Origin of the sequence: Peribacillus folii, from assembly GCF_030271255.1 — a bacterium.
Lineage (GTDB): Bacteria > Bacillota > Bacilli > Bacillales > DSM-1321 > Peribacillus.
Map to the genome: position 1 here is coordinate 1 of NZ_JASJOM010000008.1, position 25516 is coordinate 25516.

Annotated in this window: 24 protein-coding genes, 1 tRNA gene and 1 riboswitch; of the genes, 10 read left to right on the forward strand and 15 right to left on the reverse strand. The window is 45.0% G+C overall.

Translation table 11 applies throughout. The features are described from left to right. The first annotated feature begins 295 nt into the window (after positions 1–295). On the forward strand, positions 296–481 hold the full coding sequence (locus QNI08_RS14460; protein WP_285768125.1) for a hypothetical protein: 186 nt from the start codon (positions 296–298) through the stop codon (positions 479–481). A gap of 31 nt (positions 482–512) precedes the next feature. Here the strand turns inward: QNI08_RS14460 and QNI08_RS14465 are convergent, their stop codons facing one another. Continuing rightward, positions 513–1418, reverse strand: coding sequence for a DMT family transporter (locus QNI08_RS14465; RefSeq protein WP_285768126.1), 906 nt, complete (start codon positions 1416–1418; stop codon positions 513–515). Between the two features lie 156 nt (positions 1419–1574). Between QNI08_RS14465 and QNI08_RS14470 the strand changes: the two genes are divergently transcribed. The 3 genes from QNI08_RS14470 (at position 1575) to QNI08_RS14480 (ending at position 3233) form a co-directional block, all read left to right on the forward strand. Further along, positions 1575–2282, forward strand: coding sequence for an MgtC/SapB family protein (locus tag QNI08_RS14470; protein WP_285768127.1), 708 nt, complete (start codon positions 1575–1577; stop codon positions 2280–2282). A gap of 116 nt (positions 2283–2398) precedes the next feature. Next, positions 2399–2471, forward strand: a tRNA-Ala gene (locus QNI08_RS14475). Between the two features lie 228 nt (positions 2472–2699). After that, positions 2700–3233, forward strand: a complete 534-nt coding sequence (locus tag QNI08_RS14480; protein ID WP_285768128.1) for a serine O-acetyltransferase — start codon at positions 2700–2702, stop codon at positions 3231–3233. A 306-nt stretch (positions 3234–3539) separates the two neighbouring features. Here the strand turns inward: QNI08_RS14480 and QNI08_RS14485 are convergent, their stop codons facing one another. Then, positions 3540–4778 (reverse strand): aminotransferase-like domain-containing protein, encoded by a 1239-nt coding sequence (locus tag QNI08_RS14485; RefSeq protein WP_285768356.1) that lies wholly within the window; start codon positions 4776–4778, stop codon positions 3540–3542. 161 nt (positions 4779–4939) lie between these two features. After that, positions 4940–5335 (reverse strand): VOC family protein, encoded by a 396-nt coding sequence (locus tag QNI08_RS14490; protein ID WP_285768129.1) that lies wholly within the window; start codon positions 5333–5335, stop codon positions 4940–4942. Between the two features lie 210 nt (positions 5336–5545). Between QNI08_RS14490 and QNI08_RS14495 the strand changes: the two genes are divergently transcribed. Then, positions 5546–5776 carry a helix-turn-helix domain-containing protein gene (locus QNI08_RS14495; protein ID WP_285768130.1) on the forward strand — a complete coding sequence of 77 codons (231 nt, stop codon included), beginning with the start codon at positions 5546–5548 and terminating at the stop codon, positions 5774–5776. 166 nt (positions 5777–5942) lie between these two features. On the opposite strand, the gene QNI08_RS14500 is transcribed toward QNI08_RS14495, so the two are convergent. Further along, positions 5943–6107 (reverse strand): hypothetical protein, encoded by a 165-nt coding sequence (locus tag QNI08_RS14500; protein ID WP_285768131.1) that lies wholly within the window; start codon positions 6105–6107, stop codon positions 5943–5945. Positions 6108–6430: 323 nt separating this feature from the next. Between QNI08_RS14500 and QNI08_RS14505 the strand changes: the two genes are divergently transcribed. From QNI08_RS14505 to QNI08_RS14520, 4 genes are all read left to right on the forward strand, one after another. Further along, positions 6431–7348, forward strand: coding sequence for a proline dehydrogenase family protein (locus tag QNI08_RS14505; protein WP_285768132.1), 918 nt, complete (start codon positions 6431–6433; stop codon positions 7346–7348). Positions 7349–7403: 55 nt separating this feature from the next. Next, entirely contained in the window at positions 7404–8945 is a 1542-nt protein-coding gene (gene pruA / locus QNI08_RS14510; protein WP_285768133.1) for an L-glutamate gamma-semialdehyde dehydrogenase, read from the forward strand. 164 nt (positions 8946–9109) lie between these two features. Next, positions 9110–10582 carry a sodium/proline symporter PutP gene (gene putP / locus QNI08_RS14515; protein WP_285768134.1) on the forward strand — a complete coding sequence of 491 codons (1473 nt, stop codon included), beginning with the start codon at positions 9110–9112 and terminating at the stop codon, positions 10580–10582. A gap of 132 nt (positions 10583–10714) precedes the next feature. After that, a complete protein-coding gene (locus tag QNI08_RS14520; RefSeq protein ID WP_285768135.1) occupies positions 10715–11935 on the forward strand; it encodes a PucR family transcriptional regulator in 1221 nt (406 codons plus the stop codon). A 96-nt stretch (positions 11936–12031) separates the two neighbouring features. Here the strand turns inward: QNI08_RS14520 and QNI08_RS14525 are convergent, their stop codons facing one another. From QNI08_RS14525 to QNI08_RS14550, 6 genes are all read right to left on the reverse strand, one after another. Continuing rightward, positions 12032–12739: an MBL fold metallo-hydrolase gene (locus tag QNI08_RS14525; protein ID WP_483313780.1), complete on the reverse strand. Its 708-nt coding sequence runs from the start codon at positions 12737–12739 to the stop codon at positions 12032–12034. Between the two features lie 135 nt (positions 12740–12874). Further along, positions 12875–14515, reverse strand: coding sequence for a glycerol-3-phosphate dehydrogenase/oxidase (locus tag QNI08_RS14530; RefSeq protein WP_285768136.1), 1641 nt, complete (start codon positions 14513–14515; stop codon positions 12875–12877). 411 nt (positions 14516–14926) lie between these two features. Continuing rightward, a complete protein-coding gene (gene glpK, locus QNI08_RS14535) occupies positions 14927–16417 on the reverse strand; it encodes a glycerol kinase GlpK (RefSeq protein WP_285768137.1) in 1491 nt (496 codons plus the stop codon). Positions 16418–16437: 20 nt separating this feature from the next. After that, positions 16438–17262, reverse strand: coding sequence for an MIP/aquaporin family protein (locus QNI08_RS14540; RefSeq protein ID WP_285768138.1), 825 nt, complete (start codon positions 17260–17262; stop codon positions 16438–16440). A 219-nt stretch (positions 17263–17481) separates the two neighbouring features. Further along, entirely contained in the window at positions 17482–18024 is a 543-nt protein-coding gene (locus tag QNI08_RS14545) for a glycerol-3-phosphate responsive antiterminator (RefSeq protein WP_285768139.1), read from the reverse strand. A gap of 111 nt (positions 18025–18135) precedes the next feature. Next, positions 18136–18573: a hypothetical protein gene (locus QNI08_RS14550; protein ID WP_285768140.1), complete on the reverse strand. Its 438-nt coding sequence runs from the start codon at positions 18571–18573 to the stop codon at positions 18136–18138. 182 nt (positions 18574–18755) lie between these two features. Beyond that, positions 18756–18856, forward strand: a riboswitch (SAM riboswitch). 83 nt (positions 18857–18939) lie between these two features. On the opposite strand from QNI08_RS14550, the gene QNI08_RS14555 reads away from it, so the two are divergent. Further along, positions 18940–20043 carry a 5-methyltetrahydropteroyltriglutamate--homocysteine S-methyltransferase gene (locus QNI08_RS14555; RefSeq protein WP_285768141.1) on the forward strand — a complete coding sequence of 368 codons (1104 nt, stop codon included), beginning with the start codon at positions 18940–18942 and terminating at the stop codon, positions 20041–20043. Between the two features lie 21 nt (positions 20044–20064). On the opposite strand, the gene QNI08_RS14560 is transcribed toward QNI08_RS14555, so the two are convergent. The 5 genes from QNI08_RS14560 to QNI08_RS14580 form a co-directional block, all read right to left on the reverse strand. Further along, the gene (locus tag QNI08_RS14560) at positions 20065–20619 is read right to left on the reverse strand and encodes a PadR family transcriptional regulator (RefSeq protein ID WP_285768142.1); all 555 of its coding nucleotides are present in this window, start codon (positions 20617–20619) and stop codon (positions 20065–20067) included. A gap of 40 nt (positions 20620–20659) precedes the next feature. Beyond that, entirely contained in the window at positions 20660–21829 is a 1170-nt protein-coding gene (locus tag QNI08_RS14565) for a YhgE/Pip domain-containing protein (RefSeq protein ID WP_285768143.1), read from the reverse strand. A 127-nt stretch (positions 21830–21956) separates the two neighbouring features. Then, the gene (locus QNI08_RS14570) at positions 21957–22460 is read right to left on the reverse strand and encodes a hypothetical protein (RefSeq protein WP_285768144.1); all 504 of its coding nucleotides are present in this window, start codon (positions 22458–22460) and stop codon (positions 21957–21959) included. Between the two features lie 174 nt (positions 22461–22634). Next, entirely contained in the window at positions 22635–23831 is a 1197-nt protein-coding gene (locus tag QNI08_RS14575; protein ID WP_285768145.1) for a CaiB/BaiF CoA transferase family protein, read from the reverse strand. Between the two features lie 97 nt (positions 23832–23928). Next, positions 23929–25416 carry an amino acid permease gene (locus QNI08_RS14580; RefSeq protein ID WP_285768146.1) on the reverse strand — a complete coding sequence of 496 codons (1488 nt, stop codon included), beginning with the start codon at positions 25414–25416 and terminating at the stop codon, positions 23929–23931. Positions 25417–25516 lie beyond the last annotated feature (100 nt).

Consider the following 25516-nt stretch of genomic DNA (forward strand, 5'->3'; position numbering starts at 1 on the left):
GTTGTCATTTCTCTCAGAAGCGACCTCTATAATGTAACATATTGCGTCACATTTCGTCAACATCTTTTTTTGTATTTTTTTCAACACCTTGTTAGCAGTTCGTGTTGCTGTCTTAGCGACAAGAAATAATATACCATGTACAAATTAGCTTTGCAATATACTTTTTAAACTTTTTTAAAAAAAAATGTTTTTTCTTATTTTTACCACATAAAGCCCTACAGTGCGCAAATCCAAGCATATTTCCAATCAAAGGAAAATAGACATATTAAAGATATCTTTTCCGTGAGGTGAAGCAATGAATCTAACATTATTCGGATTACTCGTTTCCTACAGCATGGCCCTATACTTATTCAGCACTGCTTTTTATGAAGCCATTAGGTTCAGCAGGGAACAAGGCAAGGTGAACGGGACAACGTTTTTATTCAGTTTCACTTTCGCATTGATTTTCATAAGGCTCACCTATTTGTTTCACCCTTATTAAATAAAGCAGTAAGTCGGTTCGACTTACTGCTTTATACGGAGACTGGCGATTCTTTAAGCACTTTGCTTTTCCTCTCGTCCCTTAGGAAAATCATTAAACCAGCCAAGATGATGGTCCCCCCGATAACCTGCGTCCAAAGGATCGGTTCATCCAATATGAAGTAAGCCAAAATCGTCGCTCCAACCGGTTCAAGTAGAATTCCCATCGAGATGGTGGAAGTGCTCAACCATTTTAATGACCAATTGAATAATGAATGTCCTAATAATGTAGGGAAAATGGCTAGCAGGATGAAATACATCCAATCCGCAGCAGGATATGGCGCAAGCGGCTCTCCCTTGAAGATCACATATAGGAACAAAGCGGCCGCACTAATCACATAGACGACAAAAGTATATGTTATAGAAGATATGCGTTTTCTAACATTTTGCCCGAATAGTAAATAACCGGTCACGAGCGCACATGCGATAAGTGAAAGAATGTCACCCCAAAGCGCCATGCCGCTGATTCTCAAATCTCCCCAGCTGATGACAAGACTGCCTGCAATCGCAATGACGCCGCTCAATATCGCCTTCATTGAAAATCTTTCTTTGAAAAAGAAGTACGCACCCACGAAAGCGAACAAGGGCTGCAGCGTGACCAGCACCGTGGAACTCGCGACCGACGTGTAATTGAGAGATTCGAACCATAAAATAAAATGAAAAGCCAGGAACACTCCTGACGCAATCGAATAAAGCCAGTCCTTTTTCTCGATGAATGCAAGCTCATGGCGGTATTTCATCAAGAAAACAGGCAGCATGATGAGAACGGTAAATAATAAACGGTAAAACGCTATGACACCCGATGGAGCAGTCGCCAATTTAACCAGGATGGCGGAAAACGAAACAGAAGCCACCCCAATCGCCAGCGCTGCATAGGGATTCAATTTTGGCATTTGCATACACATTCCTCCTTTCAGTTTGGAATCCCTCTCGATGAAGTATATTCTACTATGTTAAAATCATTGGAGTAAGCTTTTTTGAAAAAAGGGTACATGGTAACAGGTGGAAACAAATGATCTTTCTCTTCGATAATAGTTCGGAAGTGGTGAAACAGCATGGAATGGACATTCAATCCTCAATCAGAACTGCAAATCCTTATCAAATTAGGAATTTCGGCTCTCCTCGGACTCATTATCGGACTAGAGCGGGAAATGAAGCGGAAGCCCGTCGGCTTAAAAACTAGCCTGGTCATTTCCATCGTCAGCTGCCTGCTGACGATCGTTTCCATGGAATCCGCTTATAAGTTCCCGGGGAGTGACCACGTGAACATTACGATGGATCCTTTACGGCTGGCCGCCCAGATTGTTTCAGGCGTCGGCTTTATCGGGGCAGGCGTCATCCTCCGACGTGACAATAACAGCATATCCGGCTTAACGACCGCAGCCATCATTTGGGGAGCTGCCGGCATCGGGATTGCCGTTGGAGCAGGCTTCTTTCTTGAAGCGATAGCCGGTGTCATCCTATTGATCATCAGTGTGGAATTGGTTCCCGCAATCGTCACATGGCTCGGACCGATGAAATTGCGGCAAAAGGAAATCTTCCTGCAGCTGGTGGTACAAAACAAGGAAGACATCGAAATCGTGCTTAAAAAAATCAAAGACGAAAAGATATTCATCAAAAACCTTAGAATCAAGGATGTCGCAGAAGGCCATCACCTTTTGACACTCAAGGTTTTGGTCGACAATAAGGTCAGGACCTCGGAAGTCTATTACACCGTCTCCACCCTCAAGGAAATAGCCCGGGTAGAAATCGAAAATGCATAATCGCAAAAACCGTTTGGGTTCGCCTAAACGGTTTTTTACATCTTTTTTTAAAAAAACTCATTTTTCATATTGACTTTTTTTCAAATTCCGATAGAATAACTATTGTACCTTAACACGGGGCATTAGCTCAGCTGGGAGAGCGCTACGCTGGCAGCGTAGAGGTCAGCGGTTCGATCCCGCTATGCTCCATACTTGTAACTCTTAGATCTTTAGTGATTCTAAGAGTTTTTTATTTTAATTAAAATTAAAATAAATAAGTAATATAAAGGCGGCACTTAAATGGTGTCGTTTTTTCGTGGATACATAATCTAATTTTCATAGTAAGTTAATCCTATATATGATATTTTTATCTGATGTACTTAGGTTAATTTTTCTTAAAACACCACCATATAGAATTTCCACAACAAGGAGAAGGTAATGATAAAGTCGAAGAAGGATTATAGATTATATTTAAAAGAAGATTTAAAGGCACATAAGATAGCAAGGTGGAATTGGTACTTACGTTATCGTTTTCCTATTGTTCATTATCAAAGAACCCTAAGAAAAGTTGAATATAACATGAATTGCAAAAAGGGTATTTTAAATAAAATTTATCTAAAATGCCTTGAAGGTAGTTTGATAAACCAAGGAGTAAAACTAGGATTTTCAATCGGAAGAAATGTTTTTGGTCCAGGATTATGTTTGGCACATTGGGGAAGTATAGTAGTTCACAAGTCAACTGAAGTAGGGGAAAATTGCAAGATACACTCTGCAGTAAATATAGGAATTAAAAAAGGTAAGTGTCCTGTAATCGGAAATAATGTTTATATAGGTCCTGGTGCTAAATTATTTGGTGGAATAACAATTGGAGATAATGTAAAGATTGGTGCCAATGCTGTAGTAAACAAAGATGTTCCAAGTAATGTCACCGTTGTAGGAATACCAGCAAGAGTGGTTCCTGTAAAGCAGTAGAGTCATGATGAAAGTGTAGGCATCCATTCATTTGGGTCCTTTTTTTATTTATCTAAATTATTTTCACCTTAATAAGTACAATAGATACGAATATTTTGATTTCCCAAAACGGCTTTACTGTCTTAGTTCTTTGAGGGGATTTCCCCCCTCATCTTCAACTACTTCTATTCCAGACTTAATCCCCCATGCTCCAGCCCTATATATCAATAAGCTCCATTAATATACCGAACCAGAAACGGGGTTTACCTAAACCTTTTTCTCCCATTCCATCCCTCCATGACAAAGGAGTTCTATAAGCACGTCTGTTTAAGGAGCAGGCGCATTCGTATCTTTCATATCGCGATCAGGCAGTCCGTTAAAAAAAGGTGTGATAAGTTTCCCCAGTTTTTGAATTCCATCGATTATTTCTTCCTCATCGGCGTAGCTGAATGAGAGACGCAGAAACTCGGTTCCATCACTTTGATTCAAGAAAAAGTATTTCCCTGGAACATATGAAACACCCTCTATTAGAGCCTGCGGCAATAAATCAGACGTATCAACACCGGGAATCCTCACCCATACAAAATAACCGCCAGCTGGCGCAAGCCAGGAAACGGGCGCAGGAAGATATTGTTCCATTGCACCGATTAACGCGGCACATTTGGCACGATACAGTTCCTTTAGAAGAAGGAGACGCTTCTCGAAATGTGTATTTTCCAGGTATACAGCCATCGTACTTTGTGAAAAGGGATGATCTAGATCTTTTTTAAACCATTCCGACGCCTTAATGAACGCATGATCTCCTGCTATCCATCCAATCCTCATTCCAGGTGCAACCACCTTGGATAATGAACCAACGTGAAGCACTCGTCCACATTCATCAAATGATTTTATGGGCGGGGGAATTTCATCGAAGGATAACTCCCCGTATGCATCATCCTCGAGTATGAGGAAATCGAACTCGCTGGAAAGCTTCAATAAATGCTGCCGGCGCTCCGTGCTCATCGTCGTCCCGGTTGGATTTTGATAGGTTGGGATGGTATATAGAAAACGCGGGAGTGCCAGACCTTTACGTTTCCTTTCATCCAGCATTTCTTTCAATAGAGTTGTTTGGATTCCTTGGTCATCCATAGGTATGCTGATGATCTGCTTCGTATAGTTCTGAAAAATCTCTAAAGCCTCCATATAAGTGGGCGATTCCACTGCAACGACCGTTTGTTCGTCAAGGAGAATGCGGGCGATTAGATCGATCGCCTGACAAGCACCCGAAGTAATCAAAAGCTGCTCTTCCGAAACGATGATTCCGCGCTCAGCCAGCCTATTCAGGATTTGCTGTTTTAATTTCGTTATCCTTGGACTTCCTAGGTAATGGAGCGGCAAATCATGCTCTTCATCGAGGAGCCTTGCCACTGCCGCTTTTATTTCTTCGGCAGGAACTAGTTCTGGGTCAGGGTACCCTGAACTCAAGCGAATGCAGCCATCCGGCAATTTCGGCATCCATGCGCCGGGTGGATCATTCTTAAATGCAGCTTTACTATTATCAGAAAAAAAAGATTCAACATTCACTTTACCCATACACCCTTCCGTCAAGAACCTTGATTGGTTTCCGCAATTTCTTTGCCTTCATCTAAAATTATGTATCGGTGAAAAATAAAAGAAAGGCAGTCCATCCGCCTTCCTTCACCTTTTTGTAACCTCTTCGTGCCGTATTTCACCTATCATCGCATTCATTTTGCATTCGCATCTGGCTGATGAATGCCGAATACATTCCCTTCTGTATCCGTATAGTAGCCTTGCCATGCCATTCCGGGCAGTGCGTATTTAGGCAAGGATATCTTGCCGCCTCGCTCGATGATCTTGGCTTCCGTTACATCGTAATCCTCCACTCCCATTGTACATGCAAATGCATTCAGCGGTTGGTTTGTTTCCGGTGCAGCGCTTTGACGCTGCATCAAAGCCCCATTGACCCCTGGCTCACTGTCATTGCCAGTTACTGCCCCAAAATAAGGCATTCCCGCATATTCACTCCAATCTTGAAATGACCATCCGAATACCTCTCCATAAAACTTCTTTGCCCGTTCCATATCATCCACATGAATTTCGAAATGAACTAATCTTCCCATGTTTCCCTCCTGCTTTTTAGAAAATTGATAGGTTATCGATATCTTATTTATCATTATAATGGATATGTCATTTATTGCAATTATCTGATAAATATATTCAGTTCGTACTCCCCACCTCTTGAGGCATACCAAACATTTGCGAAACTATGTGTATATTTTTTCCAAAGTTTGACGAGACTGCTAGTAAATGAAATCTAGGAGGTTATCAATATGTTTCGATTCGGGAAAGGGAAGTCTCGCAGTAAGGTAGGCAAATTAATCGATAAGCACGGATATTCACAAGAGGATTTTGTAAATGTTTCCGGAATATCACGCAATACGATAAGCAGAATTTGCAGCGATCCGAAGTATGTGCCGTCGGCCGGGGTATTAAAGAAAATGATGAAGGCGATTCGGAGTCTGGATCCCCATGCAAAGTCGGACGATTATTTTAATATTTAAGGATAGGAGAAGCTCTGCCGTCCGGTCCCGCCATGCCCCGTAACGGAAAAAACCCTGAAATTCATTCTAGGGTTTTTTTTGCTCTTTCATCACATCAATAGCGCAGCGCATCTTCAAGCAGGTTTCCTTTGTCAGTTAGGGACAGGTGCTTATGTATCCGCTGCAGCTATTTTCGACTGAACAATTTCTTGATGAATTTGGACACAGGTGACACAATGGCTTCATGCAAATTCGAGAGGGCATAGCCGATCAGCCCCATCACTATCAAAACCAATATCAAGCCTACTATCAATCCGGATGTTTCTCTAAGTTCTTCAAAAACAGCATGCATTCCTTATCCTCCCCCGCTTGCCGATGCGACTTATTTTACTCTTCACCATTTGAAAGTACCCATTGTTAGTAAATAAGGTTCATTATAACGTATTGGATGAATATGGTCGAGCAGCCATTACCACCGGAACCATTCTGACGGTTCACCTCCATGGAACTCTGAACCTTTCCCTTCTTCCATCAAATCCCCCAAAATGAAAACCCTTTCTTTTGTCCAAAACCGACAATCAGGAGACAGAATTATTGGTTTTTTCGAACATTGTGAAAATTGCCGAAAAACCGTAAGCTTGATTCATGAATACATCTTCTTAGGGGGTGCGCTTTATGGAAGCCATTACAAGGGACTTTTTCTTATTTTTATCCAAAAATAGCATGCTTAATAATATTGCCAAAAAACGCGGAGGAAGTTTTGCTGCCGGAAAGATCATCGGGGGAACGGATTTCCAAAGTTCGATTAAATTCATTAAACAGCTTAACGATAGCGGCCTGTCGGTTACCGTCGACCATCTCGGGGAGTTTGTTGATTCGAAGGAAGTGACCCTGGAGCGGACGGCTGAATGCATCGAAACCATTGAAATGATCAGCAGGGAAAAACTCGATTCACAGGTTTCCCTAAAGATGACTTCCCTTGGACTCGATATCGATCATGCACTGGTCATCGAGAACATGACAAAGATCCTCGATACAGCTGAAAAGCATGGAGTCATGGTCACAATCGATATGGAGGATGAAGTCCGCTGTCAGGCAACCATCGATATTTTCAGGCAGTTCAAAGAAAAATACAACTGCATAAGTACTGTTCTGCAAGCATATTTATTCCGCACAGAGAAAGATTTGGAGGACCTTGGTCCATATAAGCCATTCCTGCGGCTCGTAAAGGGTGCCTACAAGGAATCTGCCGAAGTGGCATTTCCCGAGAAGAATGATGTCGATGAAAACTATAAAAAGTTGATCAAGCAAAGTCTGCTTAACGGCAATTACACAGCCATCGCTTCACACGATGACAAAATCATCGACTATACAAAAGAGCTGGCAAAAAAGCACAATATCCCAAATACGCAATTTGAATTTCAAATGCTTTATGGCATGAGAAGTAAAACCCAGCACGAACTAGTCAAGCAAGGTTACAAAATGCGCGTCTATGTACCGTACGGACTCGATTGGTATGGCTATTTCATGAGAAGGCTTGCTGAGAGACCGTCGAACATTTCCTTTGCTTTCAAAGGGATGGTCAGAAGCTAAACGATGCATCCGAGTCGCTGTAGTGAAAAAAATCCATGAAAAGGTGTGATGATCAATGATTTCATATAAACACGAACCATTTGTCGATTTTACAAACGAGGAAAACAAAAAAGCGTATGAAGCTGCCCTTCAAACTGTTGAAGGTTACTTAGGCCAGGACTACCCCCTATACATCGGCGCGGAAAAAGTGACGACTGACGACAAAATCGTTTCCTATAATCCAGCGGATAAAGAGGAAGTCATCGGCCGCGTATCAAAAGCGAACAAAGATCTTGCCGAAAAGGCCATGCAGGAAGCCGTTACAGCTTTTGAAAGCTGGAAAAAAGTGAAGCCGGAGATCCGCGCTGACGTATTATTCAAAGCCGCTGCCATCATTCGCAGACGGAAGCATGAATTCTCGGCATTATTGACAAAAGAAGCAGGTAAACCTTGGAATGAAGCGGATGCGGATACTGCGGAAGCGATCGATTTCCTTGAATTCTATGCTCGCCAAATGCTGACACTCAAAGATGGTGTGCCTGTTCAAAGCCGTCCGGGGGAATATAACCGTTATGATTACATCCCACTCGGGGTCGGCATCATCATTTCTCCTTGGAACTTCCCATTTGCCATCATGGCAGGTACAGCGGTAGCGGCTATCGTCACCGGTAACACCATTCTTTTGAAACCAGCTTCGACCACGCCAATCGTAGCAGCTAAATTCGTAGAAGTGATGCTTGAAGCAGGCCTTCCAGCAGGTGTATTGAATTTCGTACCAGGAAGCGGAGCGGAAGTCGGGGACTACCTAGTGGATCATCCAAAAACACGCTTCATTTCCTTCACTGGCTCACGTGATGTAGGTCTGCGCATTTATAAACGTGCTTCCGAGTTGAATGAAGGCCAAATTTGGCTGAAGCGCGTCATTGCTGAAATGGGCGGAAAAGATACAATTGTCGTCGACAAAGAGGCGGATCTGGAATTGGCCGCTCAATCGATTGTCAAATCGGCATTCGGCTTCGCCGGTCAAAAATGCTCTGCCTGCTCCCGTGCCGTGATCGTGGAAGATGTCTATGACCAGGTTTTGGATCGCGCTGTCGAGTTAACCAAGCAGCTGACTGTCGGGAATCCTACAGAAAATCATTTCATGGGACCGGTCATCGATCAGGCAGCCTTTGACAAAATCATGAGCTATGTTGAAATCGGTAAAGAAGAAGGACGCATTCTTGCTGGCGGAGAAGGAGATAGCTCAAAAGGCTACTTCGTTCAGCCGACGATCGTGGCAGATGTCGATCCGCAGGCAAGGCTGATGCAAGAGGAAATCTTCGGACCTGTCGTCGCGTTTGCCAAAGCGAAAGACTTTGACGAAGCTCTTGATATTGCCAACAACACGGAATACGGTTTAACTGGCGCCGTCATTACGACAAATCGCCTGAACATGGAAAAGGCTCGGGAAGAATTCCATGTGGGGAACCTGTATTTCAACCGTGGCTGTACAGGTGCCATCGTGGGCTACCAGCCATTCGGCGGCTTCAATATGTCAGGAACCGATTCAAAAGCAGGCGGACCGGACTACTTGCAGCTTCATATGCAAGCCAAAACAACGTCCGAAACGTTCTGATCCATATTTCAAAAAGCAATTGAAAAGGAAATGTCCTCGTATTGGTGATGTATCTTCAACTATATGATACAATACAAAACGATGTAAAACGGAGGAAGTGACAAATAGGTTGCTTCCTCTTTTTATAAAAAAAAATCATATTTCATCCTGAAGGGAGTCTTCCTATGATCGATTTTTCATTAATACTTTCCATTAGCATTTATATGGCGGGCATGCTGATTATCGGATATTTTGCCTACAAGAGAACCTCCAATCTAAATGACTACATGCTGGGAGACAGGGGACTTGGCGCCGCTGTCACTGCATTGAGCGCCGGTGCTGCCGATATGAGCGGCTGGCTTCTGATGGGTATGCCAGGCGCCATGTTCGCAACCGGACTCAGCTCGATTTGGATCGTAATCGGCCTGACGCTTGGTGCCTATGCAAACTGGTTATACGTGGCACCTAGATTGCGAACGTATACGGAAGTTGCCAATAATTCCATTACGATTCCCGCTTTCCTGGAAAATCGTTTTGGCGAAGGCTCGCGGATCCTAAGGCTCTTCTCGGCCTTGGTCATCCTGGTATTCTTTACCTTTTACGTTTCCTCCGGAATGGTATCCGGCGGAGTCTTATTCCAGAGCACATTCGGCCTTGATTACCATTCTGGTCTTTGGATCGTGACAGGCGTTGTCGTGGCTTATACTTTATTCGGAGGCTTCCTGGCGGTAAGCTGGACAGACTTCGTTCAAGGTATCATCATGGTCGTCGCCCTTGTACTTGTACCGATCGTTACCCTTTTCCATGTAGGCGGCATCGGACCTTCCATAGAAACACCGCGTTCCATTGATCCTGCCCTTTTAAATATTTTTACCGGAACGAGTCTTTTGGGAGTCATCTCATTATTTGCATGGGGATTAGGTTATTTCGGACAACCGCATATCATCGTCCGCTTTATGGCGATCAGCTCCGTTAAGGAAATAAAGAAAGCACGGGCCATCGGCATGAGCTGGATGATCTTTTCCACGGTCGGTGCGATGCTGACCGGATTCATCGGAATAACGTATTATTCCCAGAATGGTCTCAAGCTAGCTGATCCTGAAACGATTTTCATAGAGTTAGGGGAAATCCTTTTCCATCCTTTCATTACCGGCTTCTTGATCTCCGCGATCCTGGCAGCCGTCATGAGCACGATTTCCTCGCAGCTTTTGGTTACTGCCAGCTCTTTAACGGAGGATATATACAAAACCTTCTTCCGTCGTTCCGCTTCGGATAAAGAGCTTGTCTTCTTAGGAAGGCTTTCCGTTTTGATCATATCCATCATCGCGCTCATTCTCTCTTGGGAGAAGAATGACACGATTCTTGGACTTGTCGGTTATGCATGGGCTGGCTTCGGATCTTCATTCGGTCCGCTTGTTTTATTAAGCCTCTGCTGGAAACGCATGACAAAATGGGGCGCTTTAGCCGGGATGATCGTTGGTGCCCTGACCGTGATCTTCTGGTCGATGGCAGGCCTGTCCGATACGCTTTATGAAATGATCCCAGGCTTTGCCGCAAGCTTGATTGCCATCATCGTCGTCAGCCTGCTTACTGCTAAGCCATCTAAAGAAGTCGAACAGCAATTCGAGCAATTTGAAAGAGCATTGGAAGATAAATAAAACTCCTGTAAGGAACGTTTCATGAAAAAACTTTTTCATGGGCCGTTCCTTCTTTGCGCTTGCCCCTATACACATCATAGGTTTATCAGTATTATTAAGTGGTAATCCACTTCAAAAAACTGGGGGCCATATATGTCATTAGAAAAAATCCTTACTCTCACAAACATCAACGATATAACCGATATGGTCAGCACATACTTAAAAAAACCTGTCGTCATCGAAAATGAACAATTTTTATTGCTGGCATATAGTTCGTATTATATCGAGCACTTCGATCAGGCCAACCGGCAGACGATCTTCACAAAGCATTGGCCGATCCCCATACTGGAGAAATTCATGGATGAGGGCATTGTCGAGCAGCTTAAAACGGTGCAGCATCCGTTCAGGGTGAACCAAATCGAGGAAATCGGCTTAAACCCAAGAGTCGTTGTAAGCGCTGTCCATAAGGGCCAGGTTTTCGGGTTCATCTGGGTCCAGGAAACGGAAAGGATGCAGGATGCCGATTTGGACTTTTTACACGAGGTATCCCATCACATCGGCAAGCTCCTCTATCAAAAAAAGCAATTGAATCTGAAAAAAGACGAAGAAAAGAACGAGTTCTATCAAAAGGTCATCGACGAAGTCTATCAAACTGAAAACCAAATAAAATGGGAAGCCGCCAATATGGGCATCCTCATTCCGGAATCTTTCATCGTCAACGTCTTCACCATCGCTCAGTCCGATGCGGAGCAATTCGATGAATTGACGGATACAGTCAGCTTATTCGCCAATGCCTTGAATCATCTCTCCCATGTGTTCACAAGCCAGATGAAAATCATCGTCATCATCGGCAGCAATGGGAAAGGAAAAGGCTCGCTTGCCGAAAGTTCCCATGATTTCACGAATACGGTGCTCTCACAGTTCCATGATCATAAAATCTTCCCTGGAATCGGCAATGAGTATTCATCGATCCTTCAATTGCGGAAATCCTATCTCGAAGCACTGGAAGTGATCAACGCTGCGAAGTTCATCGGCCGCCCTGGTGAGCTTCCATATGAATATAGCAAGCTTGGAATTTTCCGTTACCTCGAAATGATCTCCAATCATCACATTAAAACGAATTATATCAACAAAGATTTACAGATTCTTCATATTAAGGACCAGGAAAGCCAAACAAAGCTCCTTCAGACCTTGGAGATTTATTTACTGAACAATTGCCGGATCAAGCCGACAGCTGAGCAGCTATTCATCCATACGAACACCTTGAAATATCGATTGAACCAAATTTCCGAACTCACATCCATCGATTTCGATGACTTACATTCAAGAATGCAGACATACATCGACTTACAGCTCATGAAGCAGAAAAAATAGAATAGGCATCCCCTTGCCTTGTTTCATGCTCAAAAACCCTTGCACACAAGGGTTTTTTTCATTCCTGTTTCGCATTGCCACCTGAAAGCTGGTTGATTATTGCTGAAGCCTTGTTTCCGCTTCCATGATTGCCCTGCTCATGGAGTTTTCCGGTCGCTCCAGCATCCTCCCATGACCAACGGCAAGTAAACTCGGATTATAATTCAGTATTTTCTTGGCACTTTCGAGGGCAATCCGCTTATCCCAGGTGGCAAGGGACGGGAACGGAAATAAAGGCTTGATTACACCATTCACCGCCGTTCCCCCTCTCGTTTGCAAGGCATCCCCTACAATCAGACCATGATTCCGGATGTCGATCAGCGAAATCGAGCCAGGGGTATGCCCAGGCGTAAGAATAACCTCCAATGAACCGATCCGGTCACCCTCCTCCAGTAAGGAGTCAGGCCTGGTTTGTATATTTTTTGGAATCCCGCCGCGAATCGGGGAATGTTCACTCTCCAGCAGCGCAGAATTGCCAGCAAGTAAAGCGGCTTCCCTGCTGGATATACTCACATGTATATCGGGCATCGATTGTTTTAGCCGATCCAGTGCACCGACATGATCATCATGCGCGTGGGTAATGATGATTCTTTTTATCGGCTTTCCAATGATCCGTGCCGCCTTCTCTATACCTTTGGCGCTGTAAGGCAAGGCTGCGTCAATCAGCGTTAGGCCATCCTCTTCTTCTACAAGATAACAATTCACAGGAAAAACACGCGGCATGAAGGATAATTGATAGATGGTACCCGCCTTGGTCATTTTCACCTTTGGAATAACCCCTCCCGCAGAACTTCTTTACCCATTAACTAATACGATCCGTCCCCTTATAATATTCCTCCAGTGAATTTAAACCAAAAAAACAAGATGCCCATCAAATCGCTGGCGTCTTGTTTTTCATGGTCACGATACTGTAATCGCACCGAGTATTTCCTGTTCCAATTGTTTTGTTCTTTCCTCTTTCGTTGCTTCGGACCATCCAAAATACCCTGCCATATAGTCGATCACGGCACTTTTATAGGTCTGGACCAAATTGATATCGAATAAAAGGGTCCCCGTCCTGCGGAAGAAGAAGTCGACCGGTGTTGCAGCCATTTCATGTTCCAGGGCGTATTTCAGCTGTACGAACAATTTTTTCGGAAGATTTGCTCCTCCGTCCTGATCGCTTTTAGCAATATCGAATAGTACAGGGGCATTGGACCCGTACATGGCCAATAGATCCTCGGAATCCTTGACAGTGAGCCCCGAAGCCACCCCTTCTTGGATATGCTGCTTGATATAAGCGGAAAAACTTCTTGATCCGCCGACATCGCCGCCGGAAATCGGCATGCCCTTCGTACTGCTGGCTGGGTACGCCTTAATGTGCGAAAGCTTCCCGGCCACAAGGTCGACCGTCGTTTTCGCCATTTTGCGATAACCGGTCAATTTTCCCCCTGCTATCGTAATCAGACCCGAATCCGACTCCCAAATTTCATCTTTCCTCGATATTTCGGAAGGATCCTTCCCTTCTTCAAGAATCAACGGGCGCACTCCGGCCCAGCTTGATTCGATATCCTTCTCGGAAATCTTCACCTGGGGAAACATATAGGCCATCGCCTTCAATAAGTAGGCGCGATCAGCGGATGTAACCGCAGGAACGGCAGGATCGCCCTCATAAAATGTATCCGTAGTCCCCACATAAGCCTTACCGGCTCTCGGGATGGCAAAGATCATCCGTCCATCGGGCGTATCAAAATAAATCGCCTGCTTCAAGGGGAATTTCGATTGATCGATGACCACATGAACACCCTTTGATAACTTCAGCGTTTTTCCCTTTTTGGATTGATCCTTTTCACGGATGGAATCGACCCACGGCCCCGCTGCATTAATGACTTTGTCTGCATATATTTCATACGCGGCCCCTGATAATAAATCGGCAACCCGAACACCAATCACCTTTCCGTTTTCATACAGCAATTCTTCCACTCTTGTATAATTGATTGGCGCTGCCCCTTTAGCCACAGCCGCCTTCATGACTTCAATCGTAAGCCGGGCATCATCTGTACGATATTCCACATAGTAGCCTCCGCCCTTCAAGCCCTCTTTCTTTACTAATGGCTCATGGGCAAGCGTTTCCTCGATCGAAAGCATTTTCCTGCGCTCGGCCTTTTTGACACCAGCCAGGAAATCATAGATGCGTAATCCGATGGAGGTACTGAATTTCCCAAAAGTGCCACCTTTGTGCATCGGCAGCAGCATCCATTCCGGCGTTGTCACATGGGGTCCATTTTCATAAACGATTTCACGCTCTTTTCCGACTTCAGCCACCATTTTTATTTCGAACTGCTTCAAATACCGCAATCCGCCATGGACAAGCTTCGTCGAACGGCTCGAAGTACCTGCAGCAAAATCCTGCATCTCCACCAACGCCACCTTCATGCCCCGCGCCGTCGCATCTAGGGCAATGCCTGCCCCGGTAATCCCCCCGCCAATCACCAAAACATCAAATTTATCTTTTTTCAGCAGCCCGATTGTCTCTTCCCGATATTTATTTGAAAACCTCATCCCTAACTCCTCCTTTAACAGCTTGTTTTACTACTATATTTAAACTTTAACTTGTTCATTTGTGCTCGCTTCTCATGAATTTGCGCTCGTTTACTCGCGAATTGCGCTGAACCTGGACGTTTATGCTCTTTTCTCGCCAGTTTGGGACGTTTTCTCGCCAATTCGGGCTCTTTTCTCGCGAATTTGCTGAGCTAGTGAGTTTTGATCCTTTATTTTGAGTAGGCCCTTCGTTCGGATGGTATAGATATTACTTTCCATAATCTGGCTTGGGGAACAAAAAAAGAGACCATAAATGCACATTATCGTCCTCACGATAACGCATTCATGGTCTCTCCTGTTCTCCGGCCGAGTTATTAACTTGATTTCAGTATACCATACTTGATTGGGTTTTAGAAGGAATTACCTCTTTTTTTATTTAAAGGCCATGGCGGCATGGACGGCTTTTTTCCAGCCGGCATACAGTTCTTCGCTTACTTGCTCTTTCATGGCTGGTTCGAAGGTTTTGTCCACCGCCCATTGCCGGGAGATTTCTTCTTGGTCCTTCCAGTAGCCAACAGCAAGTCCTGCTAGATAGGCGGCTCCCAGTGCCGTCGTTTCGTTTATCTCCGGTCTTTCGACAGGCACTTGCAGTAAATCGCTTTGGAATTGCATTAAGAAGTCATTTTTGACTGCCCCGCCGTCCACGCGCAATGTCTGGAGCTGTATGCCTGAATCGGCTTCCATGGCGTCCAGGACATCTTTTGTTTGATAGGCCAATGATTCGAGCGTGGCACGGATGAAATGTTCTTTGGAGGTGCCGCGTGTCAAACCGAAGACCGCTCCCCGCACCTCGCTGTCCCAATATGGTGTTCCGAGCCCGACGAATGCCGGCACTACATATACGCCATCCGTACTTTCGACTCGTTTCGCATAGGCCTCGCTGTCCTTGGCATCATTCAGCATCCTCAGTCCGTCACGCAACCATTGGATGGCTGATCCGGCTACGAATATGCTGCCTTCAAGGGCATATTCGACCTTCCCGTTCAATCCCCAGGCAAGGGTCGTCAATAAGCCATGTTCGGAGCTGACGGCCTTCGTTCCTGTATTCATGAGCATGAAGCAGCCTGTACCATAGGTGTTTTTGGCCATTCCTTCGCTGAAGCAGGCTTGGCCAAACATGGCTGCCTGCTGGTCACCGGCCGCACCTGCAATCGGAATCGATTGACCGAAGAAATGATACTCGACTGTACGTGCATATTCTTCGGATGAAGGCCTGACTTCCGGCAGCATCGATTTTGGAACGGTCAAGATCTCCAGCAATTCTTCATCCCATTTCAGTTCGTGGATATTGTACATCAATGTCCGGGAAGCATTGGAATAGTCCGTGACGTGAGCCTTGCCCCCTGAAAGCTTCCAGATCAGCCAAGTATCGATGGTCCCGAACAATAGCTCGCCTTCTTCCGCCCTTTGCCGTGCACCTTCGACATTATCGAGGATCCACTTCACTTTTGTACCGGAAAAATAGGCATCGATCAGCAATCCGGTCTTATCCCGGAATAGATCATTCAGTCCTTTTTCCTTCAATTCATCGCAGATTTCGCTTGTTTGCCTTGACTGCCAGACGATCGCATTATAAACAGGCACCCCTGTCTCCTTATCCCAGACGACTGCCGTTTCACGCTGATTGGTGATTCCGATGCCGGCAACTTGCTCTGGCTTGACACCCGATTCCGATAGCACACCGGCAATCACTGCCAGGATCGATCCCCAAATCTCATTGGCATTATGCTCGACCCAGCCTGGTTTCGGAAAATGCTGAGTGAATTCCTTTTGCGATGAATGGACGATTTCGCCCTTTTGGTTAAATAAAATGGCCCGGGAGCTTGTCGTTCCTTGATCTAAAGATAAAATATAGGTTTCCATAGTGAATGCCCTCCTTTTAATTAACTAGCAATATTCCTGCTTTCCATTTCATGCGCTTGCTTTTTTCCAAAAACATATGCTAGTGCCAATAGTATCACGCTTACTCCCAAAACAGACCAAAATCCTACTGTTATATCCCCCAAAAAGAAGGCTTTATAACAAACGGCACCAAGCGAGCCTCCAACGATCGGTCCAACGACCGGAATCCAAGAATAGCCCCAATTCGAGTTTCCTTTACCCGGTATCGGCAGCAAAAAGTGCGCGATGCGCGGTCCCAAATCTCGGGCCGGATTTATCGCATAGCCTGTCGTTCCCCCAAGGGACATCCCGATCACGACGATCAATAGGCCGACGGCAAACGGATTCAGGCCTTCCGTGAAGTTATTGGCCCCTATGAATAATAAGCCAAGGATCAGGATGAATGTCCCGATCATTTCACTCAATAGGTTTGAAAACGTGTGAGGGATGGCAGGCGCCGTGGCAAACACACCAAGCTTCGCGCCCGGATCCTCAGTAGCCTTCCAATGCGGTAAATAATGCAAGAATACTAGGGCCGCCCCCAGGATCGCTCCAATCATTTGAGCAGCGATATAAACGGGAACCTCATTCCAAGGGAATTTCCCAATGATGGCAAAGCCGATCGTGACCGCTGGGTTCAAATGCGCACTGCTTATCGTTCCCACTGCAAAAATGCCCATCGTGACCGCAAGTCCCCAGGCAATCGTAATAACGATCCACCCCGCATCTTTAGCATAGGAGCCCTTCAACGTTGAACCTGCCCCGATACCTGCACCGAATAAAATCAAAATCATGGTGCCTACCAATTCTCCCCAAAATGGTGTCATGTATAAAACCTCTCCCCTAATGAAATATAAATCTCTGGTAACAAAAAAAAGGAGATACACAGCAGAACCATCATCATAAAAATATGATTGGCTCTGTTGTGAATCTCCTAGTCTCCGTCACATATATTAACTTAATTTAAAATATACTAGGTTATGAAAACGCTGTCAAACCTTTTGTGAAAAACCAATCCATTATTTTGCATTTTTTCAATTTCATGTTTACACAATATCCCAGAGCTCGGTTTTGGAAGTGGTGATCGCCGAGGCGCCTGCATCAAGGGCATTCATGACTTCCTCCGAGGTCCGGATAAGGCCTCCTGCAAAAACCGGAGTCTGCAAGCGCTCCTTCACTTCTTTAATCATCCAAGGCATCGCCCCCGGCAATACCTCAATATAATCCGGCTTGGTTTTCTGCACCAGCTTATAGCTTTTCTCCAGCGCGTGTGAGTCTATTAAAAAAATCCGCTGGATGGCAATGACACCCTTTTGCTTCGCCTTCATGATGACGCTGGTCTTGGTGGAAATCAGCCCATAGGGATGATACTCCTGGCAAATGAATTCAGTCGCGTATTCATCACTTCTTATGCCATGGATCAAATCGACATGGTAAATCATTTTCTTATTATGCTGCTTTGCCATCCTGCTGACATTTTTCAGCTGCGAAATATGAAGATCAAGAAAAACACCTATTTCATAAGGACTTTTCAGGAATCTCTCGAAATCCTTCATGCTTGCCGAGGCAGGCAATATCTTCTGATCCACTCATTTTCCCCCTTATCTTCCGGAAAAACTTTTAGTAATTCAGTATATTTTATAGAACTTGATTTATCAAACACATTTTGTTCATGGCCTGGCTTGAATTGTATGTACCTGTCATAGGGAAAGGTTCATTTTCAACCCGCCATCGGCCAGCTCACATGATTTGATCTGTCCTACAGGGATATTCCTGACGATGTTCCAGGCATTCATATTCATTTTTATCCTCCTATTTTCGTATTCAAATATGGGCGGTCTGTTAAAAAGCTTTTGATTGATGAAGTTTTTATCGATCGGCTTCAATTCCAGCAATTCAAAGGTTATCGTTCTTTTTTCCACGGCGGCCGGCTTTAAGGCCATCCGGAATGATACTTGTTTCTTGAACATCATTTTTTTCACTTCAGTCGTTCCCCAAAGAGCGATATGCTTGGATGTAATCTCCACTTTAATATTGTCTTCCTGTAATTGACTTTTTAGCATTCTCTCCAGCATGGCTGCCGATAGGGTGATGGGTATCCCCTTCCCGAAAATAGCCGTTAAATCGAAACGCTCCATCCTGTTTCCCTCCCAGATATCACTGCTGCCGAACTAAGGAACATCGGTTATAGCATATGCCCGTTCGGATTTCTTGTTCATCGCCGGACCCTCTCAATAATCGGTATATTCTAAATTTTTCAGCTTCAGCCCTTGACCTTCGGAACAACTTTCTGTATAGTCGTAATTAATTTAATAGACAACTCTTATCCAGAGAGGTGGAGGGACTGGCCCTTTGATGCCTCAGCAACAGACTTTCGATGTACTGTGCTAATTCCAGAAGTGTAAAACTTGAAGATAAGAAGAGTACATAACCTTGTTGCCAAAACCTCTTCTTATCTTTAAGAAGAGGTTTTTCATTTTATAAAGGGAAAGAAGGAATGCAGCATGTCAATCACCTTAACAAAAGCACCATTCAGGGCGGATCATGTCGGAAGTTTATTAAGACCGGATCGCATCCATCTGGCCAGGAAGCAATTTAAGGAAGGCAGCCTTTCGGCTGAGAGACTACGTGAGGTTGAAACCGAAGAAATTAAACGGATCGTCGATAAGCAAATCGAAGTCGGCTTGGAGGTCGTGACCGACGGGGAATTCAGACGCACATGGTGGCACTTTGACTTCCTTGAGCATTTGAATGGAATTGAAGGATACGTAACTGAAAAAGGACTGACGTTCGATGGCGTCGAAACGGAGAGATATAACGTTCGCAATATCGGGAAGGTTTCATTCAACCCTGAGCATCCCTTCCTTAACGACTTTATTGAGTTGAACAAAATCGTTGACGGACGGGCCGTCGCCAAACAAACGATTCCCAGTCCCAATCAATTGTTTGCTGCCGGGGTTCATAATGAAGACGTCTACCCTGATATCGAGGATTATGCAAATGATATCATCAAAACCTACCAGGATGCTTTAAAAGCCTTTTATGACGCAGGTGTGCGTTACCTTCAACTGGATGATGTATACATTGCCAGACTTTCAGCTCCTGATTTCCAGTTCAAAGATGGAAAATATACGCGTGAGCAATTAATCGATTTGGCCCTGCGCGTCATCAATGGCTCATTGGAAGGCAAACCGGATGATTTGATCATCTCGACCCATCTATGCCGCGGAAACTACCAGTCGACTTGGGCATTCGAAGGCAGCTATTCCCGCATTGCCCCGACGTTATTGGCAAAAGAAAAAGTGGATGGATTCTTCCTCGAATATGACGATGACCGCTCTGGCGATTTCAAACCATTGGAATATATCCCAAATGGCGGAGCGAAGGTCGTACTTGGGGTCGTCACGTCCAAAACCGGAGAAATCGAAGACAAGGACGCGATCAAGGCGCGCATAAAAGAAGCCGCTCAGTTCGTTCCGCTCGATCAATTATGCTTAAGTCCGCAATGCGGCTTCGCTTCCACCCACCACGGCAACAAGCTTACCGAAGAACAGCAATGGCAAAAGCTGAAATTCATCGTCGAGGTAGCAAAAGAAGTGTGGGAATGATTCATCCCAAAAGGCCATCCCCTAATTAGGGGAATGGCCTTTTGCATTTTCTTTCAAGCGTGAAACGAGCTCCTGGAGCCATTCGGCTGTATGCTCCGCTCGGCTGTAAGAATGCTCCTTCATGAATGTATATCCCATATACCGATCTGGATCGACATCGATTGGCTGGTCAAAGCTTGAATACGTTTCCCAGGCCAATCGATGCTCTTCCATTTTTCGTTCCAGGATCTCGATCACTTTTTCGCTCTCCACGTGCTTGATATTCGTGAGTGCAATATACATATCCGTGATATGAGAGGCTTTTTCAAACGTTTGATAAACCCGCTCGATTAATTCCGTCCTGCCCTTTTCCGTAATTTGATAGACATGCTTATCCGGTCGATTTTCTTCCTTAATCGTTTCGACCGGCTCGATAAATCCATTGGCAGCCAGCTTGTCGAAATGATAATACAATTTGCTTTCGGTAATGCCGGTAAATTTATCAATAGGGATCGGTTCTGATAATCGCTTTTTCAACATATATGGATAGCTTTTTTCTTCTGCCAGGATACCCAGGATATAAATTTGGATCGACACGGTTAAAACTCCCCTTCAATCATCACATGTCTCCATTTTATCAAACTATGGCCTTCATTTCAGCTTCAAGCCGATCCGTCGCTTCCTTTTCCTTATGGCGGACTGCCACGATCAGGATATTGATGAACAACGCAACGGCCCCCACCATCAGCATCATTACATGTGCACGAATGGCATTGCCGCCGCCATACATGATCGCGAAGTCTGCTTGTATGGAATAATACATGGGAGAAATGTAGCTTAGCCATTGATATGGCGCATACATCATTTCCCTTGTGATGGCAGCACCGTTGGCGATGGTCTGCATAAGCAGGATCGGCATATTCAAAATCATGCCGCCTTCGCCAACCAACAGAATGAAAATCGATGTGAATTGCCAGCATGCATAATACCCGAGTGCATGATGTCCCCATAAAATGAAAAACGTTTCAAGACCATGTCCCTGTACAAGATATGTGATTCCAAGGCCCACTGCCGGTGCTGCGGCAGCGATCAGAAGCGCTGCAAGCTGCATGTAGCCGAATAGCTTCCATTTGCTCGCTTTCCCTTTGCTTTCATTGAACGCTGCACCTAATTGCATGGCGCCGATCATTGCTCCTACATAAGCTGCCATTGTTAAAAACATCGGCGCCATCCCATTATGCATTCCTGCTGGGATTTCGTTGATTTTCACCGTATTTGCACTAAATTGATGCTGCATCGCCAAAGCCGTTTCTTCCGCTTGTGCTTCAGGCACATTAAGATTCATCAATACCCCTTTCGCATATTGAGCTGAAAACTGTTCGTTTAACGTCGACTCTATTTCTTTTACAATGGAATCCATTGTAGACGTGACGATCGTGGGTCCTGCTTCATTGATTGTAAAATCGATGCTTGATGTCCCTTTACCACTCTCGACGTCCCGGGAGAAAGATTTCGGAATATGAACAACCAATTTCACGTCATTTTTATCCAAACGTTTTAATGCCTGTTCATTCGATAAATCCTGTTCCATCTCTTCAAAAGGAAGCTTATCCCCCAATTGGGCTGCGATCGTCGCGCCAATCTTGCCTGCATCATCATTAACGATCGCGACTGGCAATCGGTCGATATTGGCAGGCAGTGCCGAATAGCCAGGCATAAATGAGCCAAGCATCGCAATTTGATAAAAGATGCCCATGAAGATGGCTCCAATGGCTCCCTTTGTCTTTAAAAACTCTATGAATTTCAAAGCAATCATCCTATACTATATTTTTAGTACTTTAATTAAAGTACTTTTATTATTATAGATGTTTCTTTTTGAAATACAAGAAATAATTAAGCACAGCAAAAAAGAACGAGCAACAGCACGTCCCCTTTTACTTGCAGTTATCTTCATTTTCGATTTTCTTCATGAATATATCATCCGTCACCTTGTCCTCCAGTTTATTCCGTAAAGCCAATTCGGCAGCCTTCCCGTCACTGGGCGAACCGTCAGAAAAATACATCGGAAATAAAGAGAAAAACATTATATAGAAGGAGAAATAGATGAATTGGTACCATATTACCGAGCTTTCCAAAATATCCTGGTACACCAAACTATATACAGTAAGCATCGTGACTAAATTAAAAATCGAACCACCTAAATAAATGAGCATATTCGTCAATCGATTATCATGCTTCAATCCCTTGAACTCACATGCCCCATTCCAAAAATAATATTTCCGTACTTCCATATTCCAAAAGGAGAACAGCTTATTGCCGCAGCCTATCACGATTTTCTTTTCCACTCCTCCAAAGATCGTAACGAAGAAGATATGCCCGCTCAAATGAATCAGCGTAACGATGGGCATGATCAAGAAAAAGGAAAATAGAAATTTCACGATGTCATACAGACCAAAAATAATACATCCCCCCTAGAATCCTTTTACAGGAATTTGATACCCTTACCTGATTGCACATTAACTAGTAATTTTTCACAGTATGTAGAAAACATCAAAAAAAAAGACCATCAAGCTCCAGGAAATCCGGGGGAATGATGGCTTCCTATTCGTGCTTTAACGAGATTTTTGATTGGGGGCCGGAAGGAGTACATCATTGTTTTGTCCCTGCTCACGGCCTGCATGCTTATATTCAGGTGAGAAAACGGATGATTTGATCGGGCAGGCAATTTGCTTTTGCCGATTTCCCTGTCCATCAGGTACCTCCACGATCATCCCGCGCTGCTTCAACTGAGGATGATCGGCCGCCTCGGCAAAGGTCAGAACTGGTTCTGCGCAGGCATCGCGGTCAGCGAATATCTCCTGCCATTGCTGGAAATCCTTTGTCCGGAAGGCTTGTTGGATCGCTTTTTTAAAGGCAACGCCGCTCGCTTCATCATCGGCGATGCTCATTTCATGCAGCTCGGGTTTGCCGATCGCTTCGCATAAGGATTTTCTAAATGGTGCCTCCAAGCTTCCTATTGAAAAATACCGGCCATCTCTCGTTTCATAAAAGTCATAAAAAGACCCGCCATTCAACATCAATCCCTCCGGTTCTAGTTCAAGCCCGTGTTGGAAATGAAGCGGTGCGGATATCGCATTCAATGCAAAACTGCAATCTGTCATGCTAATGTCAAGGGCTTGACCAAGCCCGGTCCTGTCCCTGTAGGTGACCGCTGCTAATATCCCGATGACAGCATGCAGTGAGCCTCCCGCCAGGTCGGCTATCTGGGTTGCGTTTTTTGCGGGGCCCTGCTTTTTTGTACCCGAATAGCTTGCCAACCCGGCAATCGAAAGATAATTGATATCATGGCCCGCGCGATCTTTATAAGGACCGGTCTGCCCATATCCCGTGATTGAACAATAAATCACCTTCGGGTTGATCCGTTTCAATGCCTCATACCCAAGTCCTAAACGCTCCATGACACCTGGCCGGAATTGTTCGACGACGATATCGTATTCTCTCACCAGGTTCTTTACGGATTCGACGGACTCGGGCCGTTTTAAATCAAGGGCGATCGACTTCTTTGATCTGTTCAGGTATGGATCGACTCCCCACAGATCGCTCGCTGCCGGTCTTTTGACCTTCAGCACGTCCGCTCCCAAATCCGCCAGCATCAATGTGGCAAAAGGACCTGGCAGCAATGTTGAAAAATCCAAAACTTTTAAATGGGTCAATAAGGTCATCAGCCGTGCACATCCTTTTCTTCCGAATGGATACTTCGATTGGCTCACATTGCTCTTTCTATCTTCTTTAAAGTATATGTTCATCATATATCACAGCTGCCTATATTTGAATAAAATCCCAAAACCATACATAAAAAACCGGACAATTTTTTTTATTGTCCGGCATGTTTCACATTATGGCTGTTCAATCGTATTTTTTGTCAAAATCAAACTCCACTTCATCAAGCTTGACGAATTTCGTTTTCCTTACCAGTTTGTAACCGAACCACAAGCCAAGGAAAAGCGGGATTCCCAAGTAGGCAGCGACCACGCTGCCCCAATCGATGTGATCTGAAAAAAAGGCTTGGATGTTTTGCGACAGAATGACGATCAAGCCAATCAGTATCGCAAAAATGGGGCCTATCGGAAACCATAAGGCTTTATATGGCAATTGAGCCAATGAGTGTCCTTGAGAGATGTAGGCCTTTCTAAAACGGTAATGGCTGATGGAGATGCCAAGCCAAAAGATGAACCCGGTGATTCCAATGGCATTCATTAACCAGATGTACACCTTACCATCTCCGAATATGGAAGCTAAGAAGGCAAGCATGCCAATGGCACAGGTCAAAACCATCCCCGCAACCGGCACTCCGCGTTTATTCAGCTTGGAAAAGATGCGTGGTGCCTGTCCATCTTTCGCCATTGAATACAGCATCCGCGTCGAGGCATATAGACTGGAGTTACCTGCCGACAACACAGCCGTCAATATGACTGCATTCATCAGCGAAGCGGCAAAGGCGACCCCTGCCTTTTCGAAGATGAGCGTGAATGGGCTCACCATAACATTGTCCCCTTGTAAACTCGAGTTTGTATACGGGATGATCAATCCGATCACAAAGATTGCCAATACGTAAAAGAGAAGGATCCTCCAAAAAACGCTTTTGATCGCCTTCGGTATATTGCGGGCCGGGTCCTCGCTTTCACCTGCGGCAACACCGACGATTTCGGTGCCTTGAAAAGAAAATCCAGCTGCGATGAAGACGATGAAGACACCCATGAACCCACCAGGGAACGGCGCATCATCGATCGTGAAATTCTTGAAACCTACCGCTTCGCCACCCATAATACCGACAATCATCAAGATTCCAACGATGATGAAAATGACGATGGCCGTCACTTTTATGAACGAAAACCAATATTCCCCCTCGCCATATCCTTTAACGGACAAATAGTTCAACAGGAATATGAGCACGAGGAAGGATGAGCTCCACAACAAGGATGGGCTATCCGGGAACCAGAATTTCATGATCATCGTCGAAGCTGCCAGCTCCGCCGCTATCGTCATGGACCAATTAAACCAATACGTCCACCCCAGTGCAAACCCAAACGCCGGATCGACGAATTTCGAGCCATAGGTGCTGAACGAGCCGCTTGTCGGCATGAAGGCAGCCAGTTCACCCAGGCTGGTCATCACGAAGTAAACCATCGCCCCGACCAAGGCATAAGCAAGTAATGCACCGCCCGGCCCTGCCGTATGGATCGCTGCCCCGCTGCTAAGAAATAGCCCGGTGCCGATCGCCCCTCCAATCGAAATCATCGTCAAATGCCGGGACTTCAATCCGCGCTTCAGTTCCTGTCCTTCTTCTTGCTGCGGAGGATGTTGCAAGATGTCATTTTCATGCTTTGGTATCATAAGCTTTCATCCCTTTCTATATAAGCGCTTACATATATGGGGATATCCATTTAATAAATTTTCCTATTTCATGAATCATCAAATAGACCCAATTTACCTC

Coding starts and splice junctions, on each gene's coding strand:
- QNI08_RS14520 (WP_285768135.1), top strand. CDS start 10,715: ATGTCATTAGAAAAAATCCTTACTCTCACAAACATCAACGATATAACC.
- QNI08_RS14505 (WP_285768132.1), top strand. CDS start 6,431: ATGGAAGCCATTACAAGGGACTTTTTCTTATTTTTATCCAAAAATAGC.
- putP (WP_285768134.1), top strand. CDS start 9,110: ATGATCGATTTTTCATTAATACTTTCCATTAGCATTTATATGGCGGGC.
- QNI08_RS14555 (WP_285768141.1), top strand. CDS start 18,940: ATGTCAATCACCTTAACAAAAGCACCATTCAGGGCGGATCATGTCGGA.
- QNI08_RS14500 (WP_285768131.1), bottom strand. CDS start 6,107: ATGCATGCTGTTTTTGAAGAACTTAGAGAAACATCCGGATTGATAGTA.
- QNI08_RS14480 (WP_285768128.1), top strand. CDS start 2,700: ATGATAAAGTCGAAGAAGGATTATAGATTATATTTAAAAGAAGATTTA.
- QNI08_RS14550 (WP_285768140.1), bottom strand. CDS start 18,573: ATGGAGCGTTTCGATTTAACGGCTATTTTCGGGAAGGGGATACCCATC.
- QNI08_RS14540 (WP_285768138.1), bottom strand. CDS start 17,262: ATGACACCATTTTGGGGAGAATTGGTAGGCACCATGATTTTGATTTTA.
- QNI08_RS14580 (WP_285768146.1), bottom strand. CDS start 25,416: ATGATACCAAAGCATGAAAATGACATCTTGCAACATCCTCCGCAGCAA.
- glpK (WP_285768137.1), bottom strand. CDS start 16,417: ATGGAAACCTATATTTTATCTTTAGATCAAGGAACGACAAGCTCCCGG.
- QNI08_RS14495 (WP_285768130.1), top strand. CDS start 5,546: ATGTTTCGATTCGGGAAAGGGAAGTCTCGCAGTAAGGTAGGCAAATTA.
- QNI08_RS14530 (WP_285768136.1), bottom strand. CDS start 14,515: ATGAGGTTTTCAAATAAATATCGGGAAGAGACAATCGGGCTGCTGAAA.
- QNI08_RS14575 (WP_285768145.1), bottom strand. CDS start 23,831: ATGATGAACATATACTTTAAAGAAGATAGAAAGAGCAATGTGAGCCAA.
- QNI08_RS14460 (WP_285768125.1), top strand. CDS start 296: ATGAATCTAACATTATTCGGATTACTCGTTTCCTACAGCATGGCCCTA.
- pruA (WP_285768133.1), top strand. CDS start 7,404: ATGATTTCATATAAACACGAACCATTTGTCGATTTTACAAACGAGGAA.
- QNI08_RS14490 (WP_285768129.1), bottom strand. CDS start 5,335: ATGGGAAGATTAGTTCATTTCGAAATTCATGTGGATGATATGGAACGG.
- QNI08_RS14465 (WP_285768126.1), bottom strand. CDS start 1,418: ATGCAAATGCCAAAATTGAATCCCTATGCAGCGCTGGCGATTGGGGTG.
- QNI08_RS14470 (WP_285768127.1), top strand. CDS start 1,575: ATGGAATGGACATTCAATCCTCAATCAGAACTGCAAATCCTTATCAAA.